The organism is Methylomarinum sp. Ch1-1 (assembly GCF_030717995.2).
GTDB classification, from domain to species: domain Bacteria; phylum Pseudomonadota; class Gammaproteobacteria; order Methylococcales; family Methylomonadaceae; genus Methylomarinum; species Methylomarinum roseum.
Genome location: NZ_CP157743.1, coordinates 2,321,301 through 2,340,459 on the forward strand (window position 1 = coordinate 2,321,301; position 19,159 = coordinate 2,340,459).

Sequence of the window (19,159 nt, forward strand, 5' to 3'; positions counted from 1 at the left end):
TGGAATTGAGTATCTCGAATGCTTGCCCATGGTATGCGATGCCCTAAATTTATCGATTAAAAGATCTCATAAATACTCCGCAGGCTTTCGGTCAGAATAATCATGGGAAGTCATGAAAATTTTGAACTTTAAGTGATCGGTAATAAGTGCAGTGGTATAAGTCGCCATCCATGACGGCCAACCATGCCGGAATGACGAAGCTCCTAAAGCCATCTGACTTATTGCTAGGCTCTTAATAACGCATTTTTTTAGATAATATTTAAATAACAAATCAGGGATAACTTTAATGAAAGTAACGGTTTTTGGGTCCGGTTATGTTGGCTTGGTCACGGGAATATGCTTGGCTGAGGCCGGTAACGATGTCGTTTGCATTGATATCGATCAAGACAAAATAGACAACCTAAATAAGGCAATCGTCCCGATTTATGAGCCGGGTTTGGACGAGATGCTGAAAGCCAATATGGATGCAGGGCGCGTTAAATTCACCACCAATATAGCGGAAGCCGTCAATCATGGCACCTTTCAATTTATCGCGGTCGGGACGCCGCCGGATGAGGATGGGGCAGCGGATTTACAATATGTGTTGGCGGTCGCCAAATCGATCGCGGAACATATGAATGAATACCGTATCATTGTCGATAAATCCACCGTCCCCGTTGGAACGGCCGATAAAGTCAAGCAAGAGATCTTAAGCGTTTTGCAGCAACGCGGCGTAGAAACCGAATTCGATGTGGTTTCCAATCCGGAATTTCTGAAGGAAGGGGCGGCGATCGAAGACTTCATGAAACCCGACCGTATTGTCATTGGCACCGATAACCCCAGAACGGCGGAGCTGCTGAAAGTGCTTTACGCGCCATTCAACCGCAGCCATGATCGCGTTATCACGATGGATGTGCGTTCCGCCGAACTGACCAAGTATGCCGCCAATGCGATGTTGGCGACCAAAATCAGTTTTATGAACGAATTGTCTAATCTAGCCGAACGCTTGGGAGCGGATATCGAACAGGTCAGAAACGGCATCGGTTCCGACAGTCGCATCGGTTATTCGTTTATTTATCCAGGCTGCGGATATGGTGGCTCCTGTTTTCCGAAAGATGTCAAGGCGCTGGAAAGAACGGCGCGACAAGTCGGTTATCAGGCGGAATTGCTCAATGCCGTTGAAAACGTCAATAACCGGCAAAAGCACGTCTTAGTCAATAAAATCAAAAAGCACTATAAAGATGACCTGCAAGGAAAAACCTTTGCCTTATGGGGATTGGCGTTTAAGCCGAAAACGGACGATATGCGGGAAGCGCCGAGTCGAGTGGTGATCGAGGCATTGATCGAGGCCGGCGCTCAGGTTAGGGCCTATGATCCGGAAGCGATGGACGAAGCCGCGAGGGTTTATGGCAACAAGGCCGGACTTAGGTTAGCCAGCTCCACCGAAGAGGCCTTAAATGGCGCGGATGCGCTAATCGTCGTGACAGAATGGAAAAACTTCTGGAGCCCGGATTTCGACTTCATCAAAAAGACATTAAATGATGCGGTGATTTTTGATGGCAGAAACCTATATGACCCACAGCTCCTTAAAAGCAAAGGCATTCGTTATTACGCCATCGGCAGAGGATTGTAAAGAAGTTTGTTCGATGTTGGTGTGGGAGAGAATCAGTAAAAGCATTGTTCTTGGTTCAATGCGAATGGCGTCCTTATTGTCAGAAAGTTATCAGGTTGGATGAGCACATGTTTAGTCGTTAAAGTTCAATTCTCTTCTGGAAGTTGCTCTGTTTGAGCCACCGCTCCCAAAAGACTGCGAAATGAAAATTATAAATACTATCGGGCATGACGAATTTCTGTTAGATTGCCCACTACAGCATCATTATTGTAATGTCGAGCAAATGTATTAAAAAATATCTAAGAATTTATGCACTTGCCTAAGGAGATAACTCGTCAGAGAAAAATGGACGCTGCACTAGTCATGTGAGGCCGTAAAAATTGAATTTTCTCTCGAATTATTAAGCATTGCGACAGAGGTTTATCGTTAAAAGCTTGTTTGTTTCGTCATCGTCTCATAGTCGTCCGGCAGCTAGGGACGCGCTAAAGGCGATAACTATAAGCATCCCTTTAACATGAAATATCCGGGCTAATGCAATTTTTCTCGCCTGAGGGGTAAAGCTTGATACTGTACTTAAGTACAGTTTATATGTTCATTTTAAGTAACTACTCACCCCCATTCGTAGAGTGGATAAGCGGAGCGCATCCACACCGGGTCGGCATCTTTGGTGGATGCGCCCTTCAGGTTTATCCACCCTACATGCTGACCGCTATGGATGGCGGAAATGCCGATTTTGCAGGGAGCAAAAATCGGCCCTGCCGCGTTCGATAAGTGGGGCGAGCAGTTACATTTTAATTTTGATATAGTTGTCTAAACAGATAACTATAGATTTTGATATAAACGGCTGCTCAATATTGATCAGTTGTTTCAGTATCATGGAAAAATGAGCTGTTGTCCGAGATTTGAAGTTCATGCAATCCTATGTAGGATAGATTTTTAACAGACTAATGAATAGGGCGCGCGCTCAGCTTGTCTAGATTATATGAAAGTGTGGTTTAGGAAAATGTAGGTTCATAATGACATTCGGGTGAAGAAAATGAACGATATGACACCATCAAAAAAAGATGAAACGGGTTCAGCTGGGAAACTAAACAAAATTTCTGGAAAGCGGCGCACACTGGTTAAAGGAGCAATGGGAGCGGCGCCTGCAATCCTTACGTTAAGAAGCGGGGCGGCTTTTGCGCTAAACAGTTCGGAAATTTGCAGGATCAAGGATGCCTCAAAACAACCGGTGCTGTTGGTGGACGAAGATGATGAGTGGTTGAGAAAACAAGTATGGTGCATTACGCTTTCTTTAGATGGATCGAGTTTTAAGGTTTACAATCCAGACGATGTCCAAGAAGGTTGGATGCCAGAGGATTTTGGAACTATTGGTGGCGATGGGCTAATAGTTGAGGACACTTACGAAAAAGTAGGGAATTCTGGAAAAATGAAAAAAACAGGTGGCGATTCTAATGTACAGTATGACGCCACCGTTCCAGCTCAATGTTGGATCCTGTACAGAGTGGATAGCGACGGAAGTGTCGTCGGTATTGGCAAGGCCACTGATGATACGTCATATATCACCGACAGTTGTTGGCATTCGGCAAGTCCGGGAGATCAATTGCCTGATTAAATGATTTAGTGAGGCAATAGTATTTTATACGACATGTTAGACGATCGGGTATGGACGGTTTCCTGCAATTCACCGATATATTCTGAAAAATGGGCTGACTTTTTCATTATTTATCATTCATCGTCAGGCGCGACACATCAGTTAAACGGGTTTGCTGGCGAAATATTAACGTTGATTCAAAAACATCCAGTGACTCTGAAAGCCTTGCTTAAAGAAATCGAAAAAATTTTTGATGTAGAAAAATATGCTGAGGTTGAGCTGGAAGTCGAAAAAGTGCTCAACGATTTTCATGAATTAGGACTGATTGAATCCGTTGGTCGTGAAGGTTAAGGATATTACATTTGATGCGCTTATTAGCAAAGCGCGAAGCGATGCTGGTTTGTCCTTTGATATAGGACCCTTTGTGGTAAGACTGCGTACTCAGGATGTAGGCGTCTTACGCAATCTTTCTTTGCTTTATGAAGATTTCGACCTCGCCCAACAATCCTTTGTCGATTTTCATGTCGACATGAAGCAACCGGTCGGCTTGCGTCGTTGGTTCAGACCGCAGATTTTGTTTTCCGTTGACGGTCATGATTTGTTTGAGCCTTTTCCTCTCAGTCATGCCTTGCCGCTTTTTGAGTGGGGATTGAATTGGTGTATCGCGCGCCGGGCACATCAATATTTGATGTTGCATTCGGCGGTTGTCGAAAAAATGGGCAAAGCGATCATCTTTCCAGCGTTTCCAGGGGCGGGAAAAAGCACGTTGAGTGCAGCGCTCGGGCGTAGAGGTTGGCGTTTTTTGTCGGATGAATTCGGTTTGGTGCGGGCGGAGGATGGCTTGCTTCAACCAATGCCCAGACCGGTACCCCTGAAAAACGAATCGATCCAGGTCATTCGAGAATTTTCATCTACTGCGACGATTGGTCCTTTGTTTCCCAAAACTCGGAAGGGCACCGTCGCTCACCTAAAGTCTCCGAGTCCAAGTGTAGACCAATGCAAGCAATTGGCGAAGCCGGCATTGGTGATTTTTCCTCGATATCAAAAGGATTCTGAAATTTTAATACAAGAGTTGCCGAAGCATTTCGCCTTCGTCAAATTGGCCACTCACGCTTTTAACTATGAGGTGATGGGATTGACGGGATTCCAGCGGCTTAGGGATATCATCAACTCCTGTTCATGTTACAGCCTTACTTACGGCAATCTGGACGAGGTCATCGATCGTCTCGATCAACTGATTTCAGCAAGTCATGGTCAATAAGTCTTTGAATGCACAAAAGTTATTGCTTGCTGCATTAACTCGACCGGAAAGCTGCGGGCAATTAAAACCTAAAGAATGGGAACAGCTAATTCGTTGCGCTCGACCGGCTAAGCTCGTCGCCGCTCTTGGTTCCAAGTTCGCACAAACTGGGCTTCGGCAAACGATGCCTCGGCAAGCGCTAGACAATTTCTATGCGGCGCAAAAACTGGTTGAATATCGGCAGCGTTTGGCGATGTGGGAGCTGAACAGAATCGCTAAAGCCCTGGCAGGACTCGATGTCAATATCGTGGTTTTAAAAGGCGGCGCCTATCAATTGCTGAAGCTTGACATGGCGGAGGGCCGCTCTGTTTCTGATATCGATATTTTGGTTGCCAAAAAAGATATTGAGCGTGTTGAGCAATGCCTGACTGGTCAGGGTTGGCAAACAGCTAAACTCGATGACTATGATCAGCATTATTACCGAACCTGGATGCATGAAATTCCACCGTTACGGCATCGAGATCGTTTTATCGAGGTCGATATTCATCATACCATTTTGCCGCTGACCAGCCGGCTGCACCCAGAGCCGGAAACGCTATTAAAAGATGCCGTTGAGGTTGCGCAATGTGACTTTAAAGTGCTTGCTCCCTGCGATATGGTGCTGCATAGCGCCGTCCATTTATTTTACGATGCCGAATTGAATGCCGGTGATTTCAGGGATTTGGTGGATTTGCATGAACTTCTGACATTATTTGGAGGACAGATCGAGGGCTTTTGGGACAAGCTAATTATGAGAGCTGATGAACTAGAATTAGAGCGTCCTCTATATTACGCACTTTACTTTTCTAGCAAGCTGCTTAAAACACCAATTCCAGTACACCTGATAACAAGACACAAGGGTCGGCCCGCAGGCATTGTGAGGTTATTAATGGAGTATCTGGCGCCGCTTGCGCTGTTACCCGAAAATCCCGATTATCCGAGTCAAAAAGTGGCATTTGCCAGGTGGTTGCTTTATGTTCGGTCTCATTATCTGCGTATGCCGTTAACTTTATTGTTGCCGCATTTGATGAAGAAAAGTAAGAAACGCTTGAAACAAAGAAGCATTGATAATTTAACCAATCAAGATCAATCCGATAGCGCTTGAGGCAATTATATATTTGAAAACATTGGCGAAATAGTCAAATAGTTTTTGTTTATAAAAAGTCGCGTGAAGTTCGCTTTGCAACACCAATGTTAGGAGCGACGCCCTCGTCGATAGTAGAGGTTTAGTTACGGCATGATATTTATTCCGGAGAGTATTTTCGTTGCCTTTTTGTGTTAATGTGTTAATTGCTGAGGTCAGTTTTGTTCTTTAACCGGAGCGGGAAACGCTCTGGAGAGCTAAAAATAACTATGAAAATTCTCCATATATTGGATCATTCCATTCCGTTACATAGCGGCTATACCTTCAGAACCCGGGCTATATTAGAAGAACAAAGAAAGCTGGGTTGGGAGACCTTTCATGTGACATCTGCCAAACATAATGCGACGAAAAAGCCGATGGAAGAAGTAGATGGTTTGATTTTTTATCGGTCAGAACAACCGGCGGTTATCTATTCCAAAATACCATTCATCAACCAGTGGGCGATCGTTAAGTCGCTGTCGAAACGGTTGGATGAAATCATCCCGGAAATCAAACCCGATATTCTTCATGCCCATTCGCCGGCATTGAATGGCTTAGCGGCCCTATCGGCCGCAAAAAAACACCAGATTCCGTTGGTTTATGAATGCCGGGCCTTTTGGGAAGATGCGGCGGTTGATCACGGTACGACTCGTGAAGGAAGTCCGCGTTACCGCATTACTCAAGCCTTGGAAACTAAGGTGTTCAAAAAAGCCAACGCCATCACGACGATATGCGAAGGCCTGCGCAAGGATATCGTGAGCCGTGGCATAGCGGAAGACAAGGTGACGGTCATTCCCAATGCGGTCAACATCGATAAGTTTAGCTATGGCGCTGAGGCGGATCAATCGTTACGCCGGGAATTGGGATTGAACGATAAAATCGTTTTGGGTTTTATCGGTTCTTTCTATGCCTATGAAGGGATTCCATTGTTGCTGGAGGCCTTACCCAAAATATTGGCAGAAAGCCCCAATGTCTGTTTGCTACTGGTTGGCGGCGGGCCCCAAGAAACGCTGATCAGGGAAAAAACGGCTCAGCTAGGGCTTGAAAAACAGGTTATCTTCACTGGCCGAGTGCCGCATGATCGCGTGCAAGATTATTACAACCAAGTTGATATATTTGTTTATCCACGTCTGTCGATGCGCTTGACCGATTTAGTCACTCCGCTGAAACCGTTAGAAGCCATGGCGCAAGGTCGTTTAGTCGTTGCCTCCGATGTTGGCGGGCATAAGGAGTTGATTAAGCATGAACAGAATGGATGTTTGTTTAAGGCGGGTAATGTTGATAGTTTGACTCAAGAACTAATCAAGCTGTTGCAGAATAGGAATGTTTGGGAGACGCTACAAAGGAATGGACGTAATTTTGTTGAGCAAGAAAGGAATTGGCAAAAAAGCGTTGGTTATTATCAACATGTTTATCCAAAATTGATTGATTAAAACCATGACTCTAAAAGAGGATGCATTGAACATCGGCCTGATTGGCCCGCTGCCTCCACCTTTTGGTGGCATGGCTAACCAAACTAAACAGTTATATAAACTCTTACAAGGTGAAGGGATTCAGGTTACATTGGTGCAAACTAATGCTCCTTATCGATACAAAATAATCGAAAAGATAAGGGGGCTAAGAGCTTTATTTCGCATTGTTCCCTATCTGAACAATTTGTGGAGAGTAACAGCAAAGGTGGATATTCTGCATGTATTGGCTAATTCCGGTTGGTCCTGGCAGTTGTTTGCCGTGCCTGTTATTTGGATAGGGTGGATTAAAAAAAAACCGGTCATAATAAATTATCGAGGCGGGGAAGCGAGAAATTATTTTGAAAAATCCATACAATGGATCCGTCCCTCAATGAACAAAGCTTCAATTATTATTGTTCCCTCGGGATACTTGAAACATGTCTTTGCAGATTTTGGTTTTAAATCCGAAGTCATTCCAAATATTATTAATCTGGAACGTTTTTCCCCAAGAGACAAAGGAGGGAAGCGTAAAGAAACTCCTCACCTTATCGTAACGCGAAATTTGGAAGCTATTTATGGAATTAAAACAGCAATCGAAGCAGTTGCAATATTGAAACAATCACACCCCCGGATTAAATTATCGATTGCTGGTAGCGGACCGCAAAAAGAAGAGTTACATCAACTTATTCTTAAACTAGGACTTGAGGATAATGTTGTTTTTACGGGTAAATTGACGCCCATCGAAATAGCGGAACTGTATCAATCAGCGGATATCATGCTTAATCCAACGACTGTGGATAATATGCCTAATTCGGTTCTCGAAGCTATGGCAAGTGGTGTACCCATAGTTACAACCGATGTCGGCGGTATACCTTATATAGTCAAGGACGGTGAAACCGCTTTAATGGCAAAAGTGAATGAAGCCGAATCAATGGCAAATCAAATAAAAAGATTATTAAATGATCCTTTATTGTGTGAAACATTAATTACCAATGGGTTGCAGCAGGTTCAGCAATATACCTGGTCGAAAGTAAAATGTCAGTGGCTTGCTCTTTATCATTCTTTTGTTAATCATCCTGGCGAGATAGCATTACGAGATGAGTAGGCTACACCTTGAAAATATCTTTTAGCCATCGAGCTCAATGCAATTTACGATTATTTTATAAAGATTAATGAAGGTTGAAAAAATGGGATTTATTGCGGGTTGGGTTGAAACGACTATTGACTATCAAAACAACGCACCGTTATGCCAGGATATCATTGAAAAAATTACCAAGAAACATCGCGGTCAATACAGCAAAAAAATGGATTCCTTTGTGGTGTGCGCCGCCCCTCATGGACAGCTTATCGAAACGGACGGTTGGTTATGTGCGGTTTCCGACGCTGATCATGGCCAACGGAGTCAGTTAAGGGAGAAAATTTCAAGGTACCAGGATATGGGGGAAAGCTGCCTTCCAACTATAATGGGGAAAGGCGCCCTGGCATTGGCCGATCTGAATAACAGAAGATTGATTCTGGCGACCGACCCTATCGGGCAGACCAATCTTTATTATGCCGAAACGAAAAGCGGTCTCGTATTCGGTTCGAGCGCTGATAGTGTGATCGAACACCCGGAAGTCAATGCGGAGATATCCCCCCAAACGATTTACGACTATGTTTATTTCCATCATTGCCCTAGCCCAAATACTATTTATAAACAGGTCAAAAAACTAGAGGGTGGTCAGGTTCTGGTTTATCAGAACGGAAAAATACAAATCAGCCATTACTGGTTACCCGAGTTTTCCGAGCAAGCGATTTCGGTAGAAGAAGCTGGGCAGCAGTTGATGCAAATGATTGACGACTCTGTAAAGGATTTGTCCAGTTCGGCTGAAGAAACGGGGGCTTTTTTAAGTGGTGGTCTGGACAGCTCGACTGTTGCCGGCGCCTTGGCCAATGCTTTTCCTGGGGGAGCGAAAACCTTTTCCATCGGTTTTCCTGTCGAAGGTTACGATGAAATAGACTATGCGCGTATCGCGGTCGACCATTTTAAAACCAAGGCGCATGAATATTATGTCACCCCGGATGATACGGTAGCTGCGATACCTAAGATCGCGGCTTATTATGACGAGCCGTTCGGCAATTCATCAGCGTTGGCCGCCTACTATTGCGCTAAAATGGCCAAGGAAAATGGTATTAAGGTACTGTTAGGAGGGGATGGAGGAGATGAGATATTTGCCGGCAATGAACGCTATGCCAAACAATTGCTGTTTCAGAAATATTACCAAATTCCTGGTTTAGCCAGGCAGGTTCTGAAAACAGGGCTTTATCACGCTCCAGACATCTTCCTAAAAAATAAAATCATCTTCAAGGCAAAGCGTTATGTGGAACAAGCCGAAGTACCACTACCCGATCGTTTGCAGGATTATAATTATTTAAACCGGCATCCAGCTGAAGAGATCTTCGCGGAAGATTTTTTACAGGAAATCAATGCCGAGTCTCCGCTGCAGACTCTAAGGGATTGCTATAACCGGCCGATGCAAGCCTCTGCACTGAATCGTATGCTCTATATGGACTGGAAAACAACGTTACATGACAATGACTTGGTCAAAGTCAATAGAATGTGTGAAATGGTCGGTGTCGATGTGCAATATCCCTTATTAAGCCAAGCGATTGTCGAGTTATCCTGCAGAATTCCTTCGAACGATAAATTGAAAGGTCAACAATTGCGTTGGTTTTATAAGCGAGCGATGCGGGATTTTTTGCCCAAGCCTATTATCAATAAATCCAAGCATGGTTTCGGATTACCTTTCGGAATTTGGTTAAAAGATCATCAACCGCTGAAAGAGCTCGCATATGACAGCATTAATTCATTAGCTAAGCGTGGTTATTTTCGTAAAGAGTTTTTTGATCATGCTATCAACATGCATCAGAGCATCCATGCCGCTTATTACGGCGAATTAATATGGATATTGATGATGCTTGAGTTATGGCTGCAAGGGAAAGACAAATGATTATTCAACTTATGAGTGTAAATTAAGTTAGCCGCTCCCCTGTTGCAGCATTGACGTTCTTATTCATAACTTAATATGACTATGAATTAACCACAGATGACTTTGACTCTGGCTATGGTTCAAGGGTAAGCACACATCGTTATACACAAATTGCGGGATGTCTTAAATTTGTGTAGGTTGAGTTGAATAAAATGAAGCCCAACAAATTGAGGCGCGCCGGAAATGTTGGGCTTCTCTATCGCTCAGCACAACCTAAGACATACTTGTGCATAACGGCATAACGGCATAACGGCATAACGGCATAACGGCAAGTAATAAGCCATATGTTTACGCGCTTTGCGATAGAAAGTTCGTTAAACAGTGTTCTGTAGCAATAATAAATAAAATACCGGATCGAGAGCCAATTAATCCCTGCATTTATGGGCTGCCTTCCAATCAAAAACATCAGGCCGTTAGCACAAGACAACTGTCTGAAATATCGTTATTACCATAAAAGGTATTCCAAATTGGTTCTAGGATCTATTGTCATGTCTCAATCTTCGAAAAATAATATACACGCAATTTCTAATAAATTGCCTCTAGCATGAGAGATATATTTGTCACACTAGTTGTTTTTGGCACGCTTCCCTTTATTTTGCAGCGTCCATACATTGGTATTCTTTTGTGGGAATGGCTGGGTTATATGAATCCGCATAAACTTTCATGGGGATTCGCACATGATTTTCCGTTCGCACAAATTACAGCGATTACCATATTAATTAGCATGTTTCTTTCTAAAGAACCTAAAAACATACCGTGGACGATAGAAACGCGTGTGCTCATGCTTTTTATAATCTGGATGTTTGTTACTACCATATTCTCGATGTATCCGGCTTTTGCATGGATGCAATGGGATAAAGTGTGGAAAATACAACTGATGACCTTTGTCACAATTATTCTGATGCAAAGCAAATGGCGAGTTCAGGCCATGATTTGGGTTACGGCTTTATCGATTGGTTTCTACGGGTTTAAAGGAGGAATCTTCACCATCCTCACGGGAGGCAGTTATGCTGTATACGGCCCCAGTGGAACGTTCATTTATGGGAATAACGAAATTGGTTTGGCGTTGATCATGGTGATCCCGTTGATACGATATTTGCAATTAACAACCGACAATAATTTTCTCCGCCAGGGACTGCTAATCACTATGTGGCTATGTGTGATTTCAGTTATCGGTACTCAGTCGAGAGGCGCTTTAGTGGGACTTAGCGTTATGGGGATGTTTTTAATCATAAAAAGCCGGAAGAAGTTTTTTTTGATTCTGCTGGTGATTATTTTAATGCCCGCAATTTTTAATTTTATGCCCGAATCCTGGCATAGCCGAATGAGTACCATACAGTCTTATGAAAACGATGCATCCGCCATGGGCCGAATCAATGCCTGGTGGATGGCTTATAATTTGGCTAAAGATAATTTTTTTGGTGGCGGCTACGAATGCTTTATATATCCTAGTTTTGTTTTATATGCGCCAAATCCCAGGGACGCACATGATGCCCATAGCATTTATTTCGAAGTGCTGGGGGAGCATGGTTTTATTGGCTTGAGTCTATTCCTGTTATTGGGGATGTTGACATTGCATTCGGCTAGAAAGATTATTAAGGAGGCGAAACAATTTGAAGAAACAAAGTGGATGTCCGATCTGGCTGCTATGCTGCAAGTGAGTTTAATCGGATATGCTGCTTCCGGGGCTTTTTTAGGATTGGCTTATTTCGACTTATACTATCATATGGTTGCAATAATAGTTATTTGTAAGGTCTTGTTATCAAAGCAACAATTGGAATCTTCTCAACAGGACATGAAAAATAATTATCGGGTTAATGCATTAAAGGCCGAAATTTAGAATTTATAAGCTTGAAATAAACGTAACTGCTCGCCCCACTTATCGAACGCGGCAGGGCATGTAGGGTGGATAAGCCTGAAGGGCGCATCCACCAAAGATGCCGACCCGGTGGATGCGCTCCGCTTATCCACCCTACGAATGGGAGTGAGTAGTTACAAATAAACAATAATTAGACTGATGACTTTAATGTTGACCGCTATTTTAGTAGCAAGTTGGTTTTTTATTTGGTGCTTTATCATCATTGGTCGTTACCGCAATGAGATTGCTTCATACTGGAAAGAGCCGGTTTTAAAATTTCCGGTATTGATATTCGAAAGCGACGATTGGGGGGCGGGCCCTTTAATTCAATTTCGCTCGTTAGCTCGAATTAGTTCAATACTGAGCAAATATGTCGATAAATATGAACATCATCCGGTGATGACAATAGGAGTGGTGCTGTCTGTTCCGGATAGCGAAAAAATCAGGCAAGCGGAATTTAAAAAATATAAAGAAATACGACTCGATCATCCGGTTTTCTCTCCGATAAATAAAGCCTTGATCGATGGCTTAGACCAAGGTGTGTTTGATTTGCAGTTACATGGAATGGCGCATTACTGGCCTGATAATCTAATGCGTGCGTTAGTTTCAGATGAGCAGATTCGGCATTGGCTGGACCAGGATAAGTTTCCTCAAACCGAAACGCTTCCGTCCGTGTTGCAAAGCCGATGGGTAAATGCTGAACAATTGCCGACATCGCCTTTAAGTCAAGATGAAATCGATAAGGCGGTTGATGAAGAAGTCGGTTTTTTTAAACAGCTATTCGGTTTCTATCCTAAGGTAGCGGTGCCGCCTACATTTGTTTGGGATCTATCGGTAGAAAGAAGCTGGAAGCGCCATAATATTGAATATCTGGTTACGCCGGGACAATGTTTCAATGGTCGAGATAAAGAAGGCAAGCCTAATGGAGCACGTCAAAAAATTGTCAATGGACAATTATCTGATTCCGGCTTAATTTATATGGTAAGAAACGATTATTTTGAACCTAGCCTTGGACATACATCCGATATGGCGATCAATACGTTGATGAAAAATACAGAATTAGGCCAGCCGACACTGTTAGAAACTCATCGTTTTAATTTTATTCAGGATGATGACGCAACGAAAAATGCAATAGCGGAATTGGAGAAAGTAATTTCCGGAGCGCTTGCAAAATACCCTGAACTCATGTTTTTATCGACTCATGAGTTAGCCGATAAGCTGGCGTCGAAAAATGAAAACTTTATAGAGCGTTCCTTTGGCGCCCGCTTGTTCGTCTGTATGGATAGATTGTGGGCTAATCAATCGATCAAAAAATGGTTGTACATCAGCGGATTATTTGTTCCGCTTCTTCTCTTTTTAAACGTACGCAAAAAAACATGGAATCAAAGAATGTACTAGTTGTTACAGAATTATTTCTACCCACCAAGGGAGGCACGGCGGTTTGGTTTGACGAGGTCTATCGTCGCTTGGGAGGGAAGGATATTCATGTCGTAACGGCTGATGTGGCTGGTGCTAAGGAATACGATGACGCGCACCCTAATAGCATCCACAGGGTGGACTTAAAAAGAGTGCCCTGGCTAAGGCCTGAGTCGCTGGGTATTTATGTTAAGTTGTTTGCTAAGGCTGTTTCGATTTGCTTTAAGCATAAAATAGACGCCATTCATGCCGGGCGAGTCTTACCGGAAGGTCTCGTTTCCTGGTTAGTCGGCAAGCTGTTTTTTAAACCGGTGGTAATCTATGCGCATGGAGAGGAGATTACAACCTGGCGCCAGCCGGCTAAATTTAAAGCAATGTGCTTTGCTTATAGGCATGCGGATAAGATTATCGCTAATAGTGACTTCACAAAAAATGAACTGTTAAAGCTCAATATAGATAACCAGAAAATCAAATTAATATCGCCTGGCGTCAACATAGATCGGTTCAAACCCGGACTGCCTTTTGGTGATTTACATCAACAAATTAATTTGAATAAAGAACAACAATTAATTCTGTCGGTAGGTCGTTTGAGCCGGCGTAAAGGATTTGACCAGGTCATCAAAGCATTACCGGCCCTTATCGAAGCAGGGATAGAGGTTCAATACGCCATCATCGGTATTGGTGAAGATGAACAATATTTACGTGATTTAGCACAAAAAAATGGCGTCTCTGATCGTGTTCACCTATTAGGCCATGTGGATATGGATGACTTGCCGAGATGGTACAACGCTTGTGATGTGTTTGCCATGCCTAATAGGGAAATCAACGGTGACACCGAAGGTTTTGGTATGGTTTTTCTCGAAGCGGCGGCTTGCGGAAAACCGGTAATCAGTGGAAGCTCGGGAGGGACAGGCTCGGCTGTGTTAGATAGAGTCACAGGATTGAGAGTTGATGGCAGCTCGATCGAAAGTGTCATAAAAGCACTCAAAGAATTATTCAGTGATGAAAAATTTCGGCAAGATCTTGGTCGTGAAGCTTACGATAGGGCCCATAAGCGTTATTCGTGGGAATATGTCGCTAAATTAACATCTGAAGAGGTGTAGCTATGATGAAGAAATTTAAAGATACCTTATTAAATTGCGTTTTTTTTACTTTCTTGATGTTTATTACTTTTCCAGCATTTGCCGTTAGATATTATGGTGATATCACTGAAGCGGAACTTAGAACTTTGCCGCCATTTTGCACCAGCTGGGCAAAAAAAGATCGAGAGTTGTTGGCGAGACATCAGAAGCGTTATGACTTCAGGAATCCTCAGCATCTGTGCCCCGGTTTGAATGCTCTGAACAATGCTCAAAAGATGTTTAACGATAAACGCGCTCAGGGGTATGCTTTGAGTGTCGCTGTCAGTGAGCTGAGTTATGTCCTTGAGGCGAAGAATAACCAATTTGCGTTGCGCCCAACCGTGCTTAGATATCGCGGCAGAGCCTATGAAATGCAAGGAAACTTAAGCAAAGCGATAGCCGATTACGAAGAAGCAATCCGTCTTAAGTCAAACTATACGCAAGCTCATATAGGATTAATCGATATTTATCTGAAAATGGGCAACAAAAAAGAAGCGCGTAAAAGGCTGGAGCAAGCGCTAGAGAAAAAACCTAATTCAAAATTATTGCTTAAAAAGAAAAGACAGATTAAAAGTATGAGTCAATAAATGTTTCCCCTACCTTGTTTAATTCGTTCTTGTCGATATTTCAAAGGCGCTCAACCCGGACAACGCAAGTAGCAAAGAAGCGTTGTGGGGGATTGTGAAGTGCAATTTTCGATAGGTTCATCCCTGCAGATTTCACTTGCGGGGGTATGAGTCGGTATTTTACATTACCGGCGAGACAAAACTCCTTTAAGCATTCCAGGGTACCCAACCAAAATAGATTCAGACGAGTGGTTGATTTCCCTATAGAATGAGAAGGAATGCCGTAGATGCTGTCATTCATAAAGAGCCGGACCGATTCCGCTTCACATCGCTTTGTTCAGGGCTAATTTACCATTGTGTAGCAATAAATCTCTCTGTTTGATCTGATTGTTTAGATGTTTTTCTATAACGATGTCATTCAATCGGACGCCTAACGGGACTGAAAGCTTGTCCGATACGCAATCCTTGCCAAAAAACTCTTCAAGCATGATGTCGCCGAGTTGTGCGGTATAATGGGCGGGCTCCCAGAACCAGCGTAAGCGAATATCTTCGCCTTTATTCGGAATGGGGGTAGCCGTGTATTCCGAATAAAGGGAAAAATCCCAAAGTTCAATATTGGCGTTTCCGTATTCCGATACTAATTTCGTTAAGCTACGCTTGAATTCCATCCCAATAACCGGCCTCACGAATACTTTCCAGATAGCTATAATGGTAAGGATTGATGAATATAATTAGATGAATGTTATGTTTTTGAACGAGTTTTATGGTTCGCTTTAGAGCTTCGAGTTCGATCGACCAGCGGTAAGGAGGAGTATAAATGCTCATACCAGTCTTGGAAAAGTGAGATTTAAGTTCGCTTAATTTTTGATTAAATAAAACCCATGCCCCTTCGTGTTGAATCACTTCTTGGTAATCTCTGGCTGGATTGAAGCCTAAACGGGTCCTGTCCGGGCTGTTCGGCGATTGTAAAGCGATGGTATAGAGGCTGTCGATCACCGCATTCAACGAAAAAAGTGCCATGAACGAATCACTTAACTGGGTCCTCCAAAAGCGGTCGTTTTCTTTTAAATTTTCATCCACAAGCAATCGGTCGAGGAACTCCGAGCTCTTGTGAGGCCAGGCAAACGGATTATCATTGTTTCTTCTTCGATATAACACATCGTAAAAGTCTACCCCCAATAATATATGGGAGACGTTACTACTCGATACGCCATGAAACAGAGCGCGAATTTGCTCATAAGCACTCAAACCGGGAAAGGTTAAGCTATATACGGTCCCATGTTCGCTTTTCCAGCAGCTTGATTGGGGGGCTAGTCCCATTTCAGGACGAGAATTGCCCACGATTAAGCTGTTGGGTGTGACGCGCATTACTTCATATGACTTATATAGCTTGGTACGATTAATTGAAGTGGGTTTTTTTTCGTTGAACCCGGATATTCTTTCGCTGCCAAACAACAAATAATGGTCAACCAGCATATTGAATGTCGCCAGCAAACCAGACAAGACGATAACTAATGCGGCATACCAATATAAATATTTTTTGGGCGACATGACTAAAATTGGAAATACAAAAATTCTGAAACGCGTGTTAAACCAAAAATGGAGAACACGAACATGCCAGCCATGACAAAGGCCCAGGCTCTATTGAATTGAAAAGTTAATGCTTGCGATGCGATGCCTTGATTAAAAAGTGCATAATGTGGTTCGGTATGAGAAGAATAATCGAAATACCGCTTCATAATTTGTTGTGTATTAGGCATGACGAGTACGATGATCAATAAGATTCCGACCCAAGTATAGGTATAAACAAATTGCGTGCCTCCACCAATATAACTGGTAATATTCAAGCCGCTTAGCAGATCGCTTGCAAAGTGCAGGCGGACGTAAATTGCGTTAGGTAGCGCGATGCCATTAAAACCGTACATGCCTTTGAAAATTTCTAAGGCGTCGGCCAAATTCTTGGCACGGAATAATACCCAAGCATTGACGATCGAGATAAAAGTGATTAACCATGCCACGAGATTCCACGCAGGACTATTATCTAACCACTGTAAGTTAAACAGTCTTTTTATAAAATGCCAGGCATGATTGATGATTAGGTACACGCCATGTAATCCTCCCCACAAAACAAACGTCCATCCCGCCCCGTGCCAGATCCCGCCAAGCAGCATCGTCGTGAACAAATTGATATAACGTCGTGTATCGCCTTTACGATTGCCGCCTAAGGCGATATAGACATAATCTCTCAAGAAACGAGATAACGTCATATGCCAGCGGCGCCAAAATTCAATAATACTGATTGATTTATATGGCGACGCGAAGTTTATTGGAAGAGATATGCCGAACATGAGAGAAAGGCCGATAGCCATATCGGAATAACCGGAAAAATCAAAATATAATTGAAAGGTGTAGGCGAGAGCGCCGCCCCATGCGATAAAAAATGATAGGTTTTCAATCGAATCTATCGAGTCAAACACAGGCGTGGCGTATTGGGCCACGCCATCGGCAAGTACAACCTTTTTGAATAATCCCATTGAAAAAATAGCGATTCCGCTGGCTATTTTTTCTAAATTTGGCCTCGTATTTTCCAAGTGCAGAAATTGCGGCAGCATTTCTTTATGATGGACAATGGGCCCGGCGATAAGCTGTGGAAAGAACGTGACAAACAATGCGTAATGACTGAGCTTAAACTCTTGAGTCTCTCCTTTAAATGCATCGATGAGATAGGCGATCTGCTGGAATGTGAAAAAGGATATCGCCAAGGGTAGAACAATAGGCTCTAGTTGAATGTTCGAACCTAACAGATTATTGATATTATCAACTAAAAAATTCGTGTATTTGAAATATCCTATAAGGCCTAAATTAAAGCTAACGCCGGCTATTAAAAAGATTCTTGAGGATCTTTTATTGCCTTTTTTTCGTTGTTTAGATATTGTTTCTCCTAATGCATAATTGATTCCTATCGAACATAAAATGAGGGCCAGATAAGCGGGGTTCCACCAGGAATAAAAGAATAAAGAGGCTAATACTAAAAATCCTATCGCACTCTCCCCATTTTTATATTTGGCCAAGTAAAAATATAGAGAAAAAGTAATTGGCAAAAATAAAAAAATAAAAACGTAGGAATTGAATAGCATTTCTAATGTACACTATGCTCGTTATTGTTATACGAATCCAATCTATTGGCTATAGCATCTTGGTAAGTGCATCGCAATAAGTCCTTATCAGCTACCATTAGACGATAACATGTTATTTAGGGTCGAAAGGGGAAGAAATATTTTACCAGGAAAATTCTTTACTAAACATTTCTTTTAATTTTTTATTATATGGTGTATAAAATGATTTAAGAAAGTCGTTGCATGGGATACTTTTAATGTTGTAATTACCTGAGTTGAAAGCTTTAAATTCTATATTATCGTAATCTTCTAGTTCTAGAAAATGTAAAGCTTCTTTATAGGTTGTTTTAGGTTCATTAAAGAGAGTTTCAGAATCAATTAATAAAATTTGGTTTATGTCGAAATATTTTAATAAAATTTCCAAGTACTCTGAATATATACTGCCAAGAAGAAAGGTGTCTTTCAGTTGAGGGTGGGAATATAAGTTCTCATGTAATAGAATTCCTTTCTTTTTAAACATATTGTACTCATATTGAACTAATTGTTCAAACTTTTGATTTATCCTACAAGCTCTTTTTTCATGTTTGTAATAAGAATAACTTCTCTTTATTGGGTTTCTGACTAAAATAATTATTTTGGCGTTTGGAGCGGTCGATTTTATAAGCTTGATTGATTTTTCTCTGAAAATATAGTCAGGAGTTCCGTCACCCAAAAGCAATTGTCTGTTTTTTATGGTCTTATGTATAAATTTATCAATTCGGAATGGATAACGAAATTTATAATATTCGATCGGTTCAATAGGGAAGGTCGAAAAATACCATTGTTCTTTACCATCAGCTTTCATTACTTCAGGATGCTGAATTAGATAGTTATACAATGATGTTGTTCCACACTTAGGAAAGCCCATTATAAAAAAATCTGGAATAACTCCTAAAATACTTCTTACTTTAAGTGAAACACGCCATGGGAGATGATTTGATATACTCAATAAAGTACTTCCAAAATTCATTACTAT

16 protein-coding genes are annotated in these 19,159 nt (G+C 42.3%); 12 read left to right on the top strand and 4 right to left on the bottom strand.

From position 1 onward, the window contains the following. Positions 1-286 precede the first annotated feature (286 nt). From Q9L42_RS10850 to Q9L42_RS10905, 12 genes are all read left to right on the top strand, one after another. Positions 287-1,612, top strand: coding sequence for a UDP-glucose dehydrogenase family protein (locus Q9L42_RS10850; RefSeq protein WP_305908399.1), 1,326 nt, complete (start codon positions 287-289; stop codon positions 1,610-1,612). Between the two features lie 1,015 nt (positions 1,613-2,627). Beyond that, a complete protein-coding gene (locus Q9L42_RS10855; RefSeq protein WP_305908398.1) occupies positions 2,628-3,206 on the top strand; it encodes a hypothetical protein in 579 nt (192 codons plus the stop codon). A 33-nt stretch (positions 3,207-3,239) separates the two neighbouring features. Continuing rightward, a complete protein-coding gene (locus tag Q9L42_RS10860) occupies positions 3,240-3,536 on the top strand; it encodes an HPr-rel-A system PqqD family peptide chaperone (protein ID WP_305908397.1) in 297 nt (98 codons plus the stop codon). After that, positions 3,526-4,446 (top strand): HprK-related kinase A, encoded by a 921-nt coding sequence (locus Q9L42_RS10865; RefSeq protein WP_349431061.1) that lies wholly within the window; start codon positions 3,526-3,528, stop codon positions 4,444-4,446. Before Q9L42_RS10860 ends, Q9L42_RS10865 begins: the two co-directional genes overlap by 11 nt. Then, complete coding sequence (locus Q9L42_RS10870) at positions 4,436-5,569, top strand: nucleotidyltransferase domain-containing protein (RefSeq protein WP_305908395.1); 1,134 nt, start codon at positions 4,436-4,438, stop codon at positions 5,567-5,569. Before Q9L42_RS10865 ends, Q9L42_RS10870 begins: the two co-directional genes overlap by 11 nt. 248 nt (positions 5,570-5,817) lie before the next feature. Then, positions 5,818-7,020 carry a TIGR04063 family PEP-CTERM/XrtA system glycosyltransferase gene (locus Q9L42_RS10875; RefSeq protein WP_349431062.1) on the top strand — a complete coding sequence of 401 codons (1,203 nt, stop codon included), beginning with the start codon at positions 5,818-5,820 and terminating at the stop codon, positions 7,018-7,020. Positions 7,021-7,024: 4 nt separating this feature from the next. Continuing rightward, positions 7,025-8,143, top strand: a complete 1,119-nt coding sequence (locus Q9L42_RS10880; protein ID WP_349431063.1) for a glycosyltransferase family 4 protein — start codon at positions 7,025-7,027, stop codon at positions 8,141-8,143. Positions 8,144-8,210: 67 nt separating this feature from the next. Next, a complete protein-coding gene (locus Q9L42_RS10885) occupies positions 8,211-10,028 on the top strand; it encodes an asparagine synthetase B family protein (RefSeq protein ID WP_349431064.1) in 1,818 nt (605 codons plus the stop codon). Positions 10,029-10,611: 583 nt separating this feature from the next. Further along, positions 10,612-11,907, top strand: a complete 1,296-nt coding sequence (locus Q9L42_RS10890; RefSeq protein WP_349431065.1) for a putative O-glycosylation ligase, exosortase A system-associated — start codon at positions 10,612-10,614, stop codon at positions 11,905-11,907. Positions 11,908-12,084: 177 nt separating this feature from the next. After that, positions 12,085-13,323: a hypothetical protein gene (locus Q9L42_RS10895; protein ID WP_349431066.1), complete on the top strand. Its 1,239-nt coding sequence runs from the start codon at positions 12,085-12,087 to the stop codon at positions 13,321-13,323. Then, positions 13,302-14,444, top strand: a complete 1,143-nt coding sequence (locus Q9L42_RS10900) for a glycosyltransferase family 4 protein (protein WP_305908388.1) — start codon at positions 13,302-13,304, stop codon at positions 14,442-14,444. Before Q9L42_RS10895 ends, Q9L42_RS10900 begins: the two co-directional genes overlap by 22 nt. Before the next feature lie 2 nt (positions 14,445-14,446). Continuing rightward, the gene (locus Q9L42_RS10905) at positions 14,447-15,049 is read left to right on the top strand and encodes a tetratricopeptide repeat protein (RefSeq protein WP_305908387.1); all 603 of its coding nucleotides are present in this window, start codon (positions 14,447-14,449) and stop codon (positions 15,047-15,049) included. A 302-nt stretch (positions 15,050-15,351) separates the two neighbouring features. Here Q9L42_RS10905 and Q9L42_RS10910 read toward each other — a convergent pair whose 3' ends face one another. The 4 genes from Q9L42_RS10910 to Q9L42_RS10925 form a co-directional block, all read right to left on the bottom strand. After that, positions 15,352-15,696, bottom strand: a complete 345-nt coding sequence (locus Q9L42_RS10910) for a hypothetical protein (protein ID WP_305908386.1) — start codon at positions 15,694-15,696, stop codon at positions 15,352-15,354. Further along, positions 15,680-16,579 (bottom strand): hypothetical protein, encoded by a 900-nt coding sequence (locus tag Q9L42_RS10915; RefSeq protein WP_349431067.1) that lies wholly within the window; start codon positions 16,577-16,579, stop codon positions 15,680-15,682. Before Q9L42_RS10915 ends, Q9L42_RS10910 begins: the two co-directional genes overlap by 17 nt. Positions 16,580-16,581: 2 nt before the next feature. Beyond that, positions 16,582-18,099: an MBOAT family O-acyltransferase gene (locus Q9L42_RS10920; RefSeq protein WP_305908384.1), complete on the bottom strand. Its 1,518-nt coding sequence runs from the start codon at positions 18,097-18,099 to the stop codon at positions 16,582-16,584. A gap of 208 nt (positions 18,100-18,307) precedes the next feature. After that, positions 18,308-19,153: a sulfotransferase family protein gene (locus Q9L42_RS10925; RefSeq protein WP_305908383.1), complete on the bottom strand. Its 846-nt coding sequence runs from the start codon at positions 19,151-19,153 to the stop codon at positions 18,308-18,310. Positions 19,154-19,159: the final 6 nt, after the last annotated feature.

Bases quoted from the DNA above. Each gene is read 5' to 3' on its own strand.
- Q9L42_RS10850 (WP_305908399.1), top strand. From the start codon at position 287: ATGAAAGTAACGGTTTTTGGGTCCGGTTATGTTGGCTTGGTCACGGGA.
- Q9L42_RS10855 (WP_305908398.1), top strand. From the start codon at position 2,628: ATGAACGATATGACACCATCAAAAAAAGATGAAACGGGTTCAGCTGGG.
- Q9L42_RS10860 (WP_305908397.1), top strand. From the start codon at position 3,240: ATGTTAGACGATCGGGTATGGACGGTTTCCTGCAATTCACCGATATAT.
- Q9L42_RS10870 (WP_305908395.1), top strand. From the start codon at position 4,436: ATGGTCAATAAGTCTTTGAATGCACAAAAGTTATTGCTTGCTGCATTA.
- Q9L42_RS10875 (WP_349431062.1), top strand. From the start codon at position 5,818: ATGAAAATTCTCCATATATTGGATCATTCCATTCCGTTACATAGCGGC.
- Q9L42_RS10880 (WP_349431063.1), top strand. From the start codon at position 7,025: ATGACTCTAAAAGAGGATGCATTGAACATCGGCCTGATTGGCCCGCTG.
- Q9L42_RS10885 (WP_349431064.1), top strand. From the start codon at position 8,211: ATGAAGGTTGAAAAAATGGGATTTATTGCGGGTTGGGTTGAAACGACT.
- Q9L42_RS10890 (WP_349431065.1), top strand. From the start codon at position 10,612: ATGAGAGATATATTTGTCACACTAGTTGTTTTTGGCACGCTTCCCTTT.
- Q9L42_RS10895 (WP_349431066.1), top strand. From the start codon at position 12,085: ATGACTTTAATGTTGACCGCTATTTTAGTAGCAAGTTGGTTTTTTATT.
- Q9L42_RS10900 (WP_305908388.1), top strand. From the start codon at position 13,302: ATGGAATCAAAGAATGTACTAGTTGTTACAGAATTATTTCTACCCACC.
- Q9L42_RS10905 (WP_305908387.1), top strand. From the start codon at position 14,447: ATGATGAAGAAATTTAAAGATACCTTATTAAATTGCGTTTTTTTTACT.
- Q9L42_RS10910 (WP_305908386.1), bottom strand. From the start codon at position 15,696: ATGGAATTCAAGCGTAGCTTAACGAAATTAGTATCGGAATACGGAAAC.
- Q9L42_RS10915 (WP_349431067.1), bottom strand. From the start codon at position 16,579: ATGTCGCCCAAAAAATATTTATATTGGTATGCCGCATTAGTTATCGTC.
- Q9L42_RS10925 (WP_305908383.1), bottom strand. From the start codon at position 19,153: ATGAATTTTGGAAGTACTTTATTGAGTATATCAAATCATCTCCCATGG.